Origin of the sequence: Okeania hirsuta (assembly GCF_003838195.1) — a bacterium.
In the GTDB taxonomy this organism is placed as follows: Bacteria; Cyanobacteriota; Cyanobacteriia; order Cyanobacteriales; family Microcoleaceae; genus Okeania; species Okeania hirsuta.
Genome location: NZ_RCBY01000367.1, coordinates 1 through 5,113 on the forward strand (window position 1 = coordinate 1; position 5,113 = coordinate 5,113).

The 5,113-nt window shown below is 34.1% G+C and carries 8 protein-coding genes and 1 pseudogene; 6 read left to right on the plus strand and 3 right to left on the minus strand.

Going from position 1 to position 5,113, the window contains the following annotated elements:
• Positions 1–221 (plus strand): alpha/beta fold hydrolase (locus tag D5R40_RS30215; protein WP_205127747.1); only part of this gene is annotated, 221 nt, incomplete at its 5' end.
• Between the two features lie 145 nt (positions 222–366).
• On the opposite strand, the gene D5R40_RS30220 is transcribed toward D5R40_RS30215, so the two are convergent.
• Positions 367–753, minus strand: a complete 387-nt coding sequence (locus D5R40_RS30220) for an SET domain-containing protein-lysine N-methyltransferase (protein WP_124155675.1) — start codon at positions 751–753, stop codon at positions 367–369.
• A 115-nt stretch (positions 754–868) separates the two neighbouring features.
• Here D5R40_RS30220 and D5R40_RS30225 point away from each other — a divergent pair, with 115 nt between their 5' ends.
• Together D5R40_RS30225 and D5R40_RS30230 are read left to right on the plus strand one after the other, a co-directional pair.
• Entirely contained in the window at positions 869–1,057 is a 189-nt protein-coding gene (locus D5R40_RS30225; RefSeq protein ID WP_124155676.1) for a hypothetical protein, read from the plus strand.
• 39 nt (positions 1,058–1,096) lie between these two features.
• A pseudogene (locus tag D5R40_RS30230) lies at positions 1,097–1,435 on the plus strand (GNAT family N-acetyltransferase); the annotation flags it as partial.
• 64 nt (positions 1,436–1,499) lie between these two features.
• Here D5R40_RS30230 and D5R40_RS30235 read toward each other — a convergent pair.
• Complete coding sequence (locus D5R40_RS30235; protein ID WP_124155678.1) at positions 1,500–2,159, minus strand: type II restriction-modification system restriction endonuclease; 660 nt, start codon at positions 2,157–2,159, stop codon at positions 1,500–1,502.
• An 18-nt stretch (positions 2,160–2,177) separates the two neighbouring features.
• Complete coding sequence (locus D5R40_RS30240; RefSeq protein ID WP_124147720.1) at positions 2,178–3,350, minus strand: DNA cytosine methyltransferase; 1,173 nt, start codon at positions 3,348–3,350, stop codon at positions 2,178–2,180.
• Positions 3,351–3,731: 381 nt separating this feature from the next.
• Here D5R40_RS30240 and D5R40_RS41625 point away from each other — a divergent pair, with 381 nt between their 5' ends.
• The 3 genes from D5R40_RS41625 to D5R40_RS30250 all read left to right on the plus strand — a co-directional run.
• Positions 3,732–3,854: a hypothetical protein gene (locus tag D5R40_RS41625; RefSeq protein ID WP_282433679.1), complete on the plus strand. Its 123-nt coding sequence runs from the start codon at positions 3,732–3,734 to the stop codon at positions 3,852–3,854.
• The gene (locus D5R40_RS30245) at positions 3,832–4,596 is read left to right on the plus strand and encodes a class I SAM-dependent DNA methyltransferase (RefSeq protein WP_124155679.1); all 765 of its coding nucleotides are present in this window, start codon (positions 3,832–3,834) and stop codon (positions 4,594–4,596) included. The genes D5R40_RS41625 and D5R40_RS30245 overlap by 23 nt, the downstream gene beginning before the upstream one ends.
• Before the next feature lie 135 nt (positions 4,597–4,731).
• The coding region (locus D5R40_RS30250) for an alpha/beta fold hydrolase (RefSeq protein WP_134239644.1) at positions 4,732–5,113 on the plus strand (382 nt) is incomplete at its 3' end.

Genomic DNA, 5,113 nt, shown 5'->3' on the forward strand with positions numbered 1-5,113 from the left:
TTGTGGGTAATATGAAGATTCCTTTAATGATTATTCATGGGGAACAAGAGCAGTTAGTAAATGCTGATTATATAGCAAAATTGAAAATGCCTAACCTTTGGAATGGAGAAATTCAATTTATTGCCAATGCAGGACACGCTCCACATTGGGAAACACCAGAGAAATTTAATAGTTTATTGATGAATTTTATTACCGACGTGACAATAGGCGATCGCCCTTAGTCAAACCATCAGGACTTACGCAGAAACCGGGTTTATCAACTAAATTTCCTGGTTTGAACAACAATATCATGGCAATAAACCCGGTTTCTTGGTTGGGAGTGCGTAAGTCTTGATGAAGCTATAACCTAATGATATAATTCAACAATTAAAGAAATTTCTGCGCATCAGCATATTCATCAATATTAGTATAAAATAAGGTGACTTCTTCACCTTCCTTAATATCTTTCTGAGCAATCAAATGTGCCCATACACCTACTTCATTTTCAACCCATTCTACACTAGCATTAGGTTTTTCTGCATGGTTAGAAAGAGAAGCTAAACCAAATACAAGATATCTGTTTACATTGTGACTTTTACTATACTCTAATGGAGGTACAAAGTAATACTTAAAAACTCCTTTTTCAGCTAGAGTTTGTTCTGGTTCAAACGGAAAAATTTCTACAGGAGCAACTTCTATTAATGTTCCTTCAGGAATATCTTCTGTGGCAATAATTCCTCGCCCTTTGTTAATAATTTTTTTGACTTCAATCATCAATTATCTCCAATCAATAAATTTTTAACATTAATCTATAAGATTTTAGTGTATCATACATGAGTAAATTTTGTTGAGTTGATTTCATGGTTAAATCGAAGGTATAAATAGCATTATGGATAAAAAAATATTATTAGAGCAAGAACATAAAGCAACAGGATTTAAGGTTTTCTTGACTTCTATGGAAGATACTCATATTAAGCACTTAATTAAGCTTGCTCAAGACCAAAGTTTAATAGATTTACTGGGTTGGAACACATTCTTTAAACCTGATGATACAGAACAATTCATAGAGGCAATCTGAAATTGCACTCTCTCTTATTCTCGCAAAAGTCAGCCTCTAGTATTTGGAGTTTACTTAGCTCCAGAAAGTTTGCCCATTGGATATGTACTCTTAAAAGGCTTTAATATGGATCTGTTGACTGCTGAAATTGGTATAGCAATTCTGGATAAAAAATATAGAAATAAAGGATATGGGAAGCTAGCATTAAAACGACTAATTATTTATGCTTTCAATGAATTACAAATTAAAACTATTGGAGCAACAATTCTATTATCAAATAAAAGCTCAATTAATATGGTTAAAAATCTGGGGTTTGTAGTTACAGAAATCAAGAATAAATCATGGCCGATGCCTAATGGAGAGCTGGCAGATATGTTATTCATGGAATTGACAAAATAGGGCAATGCTTATCTGAACAGTATTTGCGCTAGAGAAATTTTCTGCTACGATACTGACCTTTCAATTAATTCAGAATATTTTCTACTCCAACTACATTTCCTATTACTGCCTGCTCAATAATTCTTCTATATTGTAATCTCCATTGCAAAGCATTTGAGATAGTAATATAACCCTGTTGTGGAGGTTGTTTAATTATTCTCTCAGCTAAAATTTCACGTCCTATTTCATCTAAAGGAAGATTACGGTCTTCCAAAAATCCTATTACATCATCTTGATTACCATTACGACTAATAATTTCTATTAAACCCCGTGTAGTTTGATAATCTCCTGTTCTTTCTTTGGCTACAAATATCGCGTTTTGAATATTCAAACTTGCTGCTCGTGATTCACGATTATCTATTTTTTCATATACAAAAATAAGTAGATTATAACCTAATCCATAGACTTTTTGACTAGCATCTCGAAACGGACAAGATGATTGTGGTTGTCGTATAGATGTCACCTTTAAATCTACTTCTAATTCCGGAAAATCTATGCCACTAGCCGCACTACCTGGAGTATATAAATACTTCGTTCTTAAATAGTTATTGAATGCTTGTTCTACATAAGTTCCTACTGCTTTACCATCAGTAATACCATACAAATCAAGAATTGGAGTAACACTTAAATCTCTAACAAAAATTGCTGCCTCAGTTTTAAATAGTGGTAGGGTAAGTTTTTTCATATATTGATAAATATTGAATTAAAATAATGTTAACTGTTGCCAAGTTTGATGCTTAAACTTAAAATTTTGTTGACCTATTCTTTTGCCTATCCATTCTACACAATCAGGCACAACTGAATTACCATATAAAGCATATTGATTGTAAATTTTAGCAACTCGACACCAATTATCAGGAAATCCCATTAAACGAGCATATTCAATATTAGTTAAACGGCGAAATTTATTACCGACTTGATATCTTTCATAATGTCTAGAAGTAGAAGCGGTTAATGTGGAAGTAACGCCATTAATGCCAAATATTGTATAGCCAAGACGCGCTCCTCCTCCTTGGTTATATAATATTTCCACGCCATTACAATATCTATTTACAGTTTTGCTCTGTTTAATTCTTTCTAGGGTATCAGAAGTAAAGTCAAATTGTGGATTTATTTCTGATTCATCTTGGAGAATATCTTTGAGTTTTTTTCTGGGTTTTACATCAGGCATTAAAGGTAAAGATTGACTGTACATTTTGTTTTGATAAGCAATCCCCCAGTGATAATTTTTACTCCTGAAATTAATAATAGGCTCCATATATTTTTCTATTTCGCTATTGTCATTCCCTGGTAAATTATCAAGATCATTATCTGTTAAAAATACAGAAAGCTTTTCTAGATCAGGAGTCTTTTGTATAGATTTAATCCAAGTACCAAAAATAAAAATTCGGTCTCGGTTCTGGGGAATACCAAAATTTATCGGGTTAATAATTCTCCATTCAATAAAATAGTCTAAAGAAGCAAGAGCATTTAAAATAATTCGGAAATGATACCCTTTTTCCATGGTCAAGATTCTTTTAACATTTTCTAATAAAAAATATTTGGGTTTTTTAGCTTGGATTATTTCAACAATTCGTTGAAAAAGTGTTCCTCTGACTCTATCTCTAATTCCCATTTTTTTACCTGCTTGACTAAATGGTTGACAGGGAAATCCTGCTGTTAAAATATCGTGTTCTGGAATTTCTGATAAATTAATTTTATTAATATCGTCTAATACTATAGAACCACTACTAAAATTACTTTGATAAATTTGACAACAAAGTTCACTAATATCATTAGCCCAAATAGTGTCAATATTTGCAGCTTTCATTCCCAAGCGAAAACCACCTATTCCAGCAAATAATTCTATGGCTTTTAGTTTGTTAGTTTGAGTCAATTTATTATTTCCTTAATCTATAATAATATTTTAGGGCGTTAGTGAATTTAGCTATGATTTTCGTGTTTAGGGAATAGGGAATAGGTAGGGACGTTGCATGCAACTTCCCTACAGACCTTGATTACGGTTCGCCTAAATATCTTAATTCTTATGTTGATTCACCAACGCCTATTTTGGTACATTGTAATAATTTTGCAAGATAAATTCTATGTCAACCAAAAACGCCAACTGTTGGATAGAAAAGCTTGGACTTAAAAAATATCCAGAAGGAGGGTATTAGAAAGAGACTTATGGTTGAAATTAATTATTTGTGCCTTTCTGAAATTATATATTCAAAGAATCGGAGCTGTAATCTTGTTATCAAACAACAGGTTAATGAATATGTTTAAAAATCTCGGTTTTGTAGTTAGAGAGATGATGTATAAATCATGGCCGATGCCTAATGGCGAACTAGCAGATATGGTATTGATGGAATTGAAAAATGATAGTATTGCATGGAAATAGGAAGGAGAAACAACTTATGAATAAATATGATGACATTGCCCAGTATTATGACTTACTTATGGAGAGTGGGTATTACGACTATCAGAAAGCAGCTCAGTCCATCGACTCTATCCTCAAAGGTCGGAAAAAACTGCTCGAAATTGGGGTGGGAACCGGATTACTTGCAGAAAAACTACTCGAATTAGATTCCAGCTATGAGATAACTGGCATAGATTTTAGTACTGCTATGTTAGACCGGAGTAAAGCTCGTTTGGGAAACCGGGCAAAGGTAGTAGAAGGTAATGTCTTATCAATGGATTTGCAAGAAGATTTTGATGGGGTATATTCCCAGGGCGGTCCAATAAATTTTAATCGGGTAGGTAATGATTACCACTTAAATATGCTGCCAAATTTTGAGGACAGCGTTAAGATGTTAAACAATATTGCTCGCCATTTAGTTGACGGTGGCTTATTAGTACTTAACATTCAAGGAGAGAAAACAGAGGTCGATGGCGATCGAGACATTGGCAACGGCATTGTTTACGCTCAACAAAAGCATCTCTGTTTCCTAGAAAATCAAGAAATGTACTTTTGGGAAAAAGATTATATTTTTAAGAAAGAGGGGGAGATAGTGGCTCGCGATCGGCATAAATTCTTAATGATCTATGGCCAACTTCTAGAAGATACGATGAAGGCGGCAGGGTTTAAGTTGAAACAGGCGACTCCCGACGATTTATATATGGTTTACCAGAAAGCGATCTAATATCAAGTTTGGTTAAATGGTTACAGAGGTCAAAGCAGTAAACGATCGCCCCTCTGGGCATCGCATTGTTGTTTTGGATACCTCTGCTACGACAAAATGTTAAGATTCATTTGTACTATAATTTTTTGATCTAAAATGGAACTTATACCACAAAAAGTCGAAACTAGCACCCAAAATATCTCTTATTATGAAAGTTCAGGTAAAGGGCAAACAATATTCCTCGTTCATGGTAATTCTTCATCCGGACGCTCTTACCTACATCAATTACAGAGTCAACTCGGTCAGACGTATCACTTGATCGCGATGGACTTACCAGGTCATGGACTCTCAGATGTAGCTGCTAACCCAGAACTAACTTACAATCTCCCTGGTTATGCTGATGCTGTCCTTGAGGTAGCTAAAGCTTTAGATGCTTCTAATGCAATTTTTGTAGGTTGGAGTTTAGGCGGACATATTCTTTTAGAAGCTAGCGATCGACTTACTGATGCACAAGGTATTGTTATTTTTGGTACGCCAC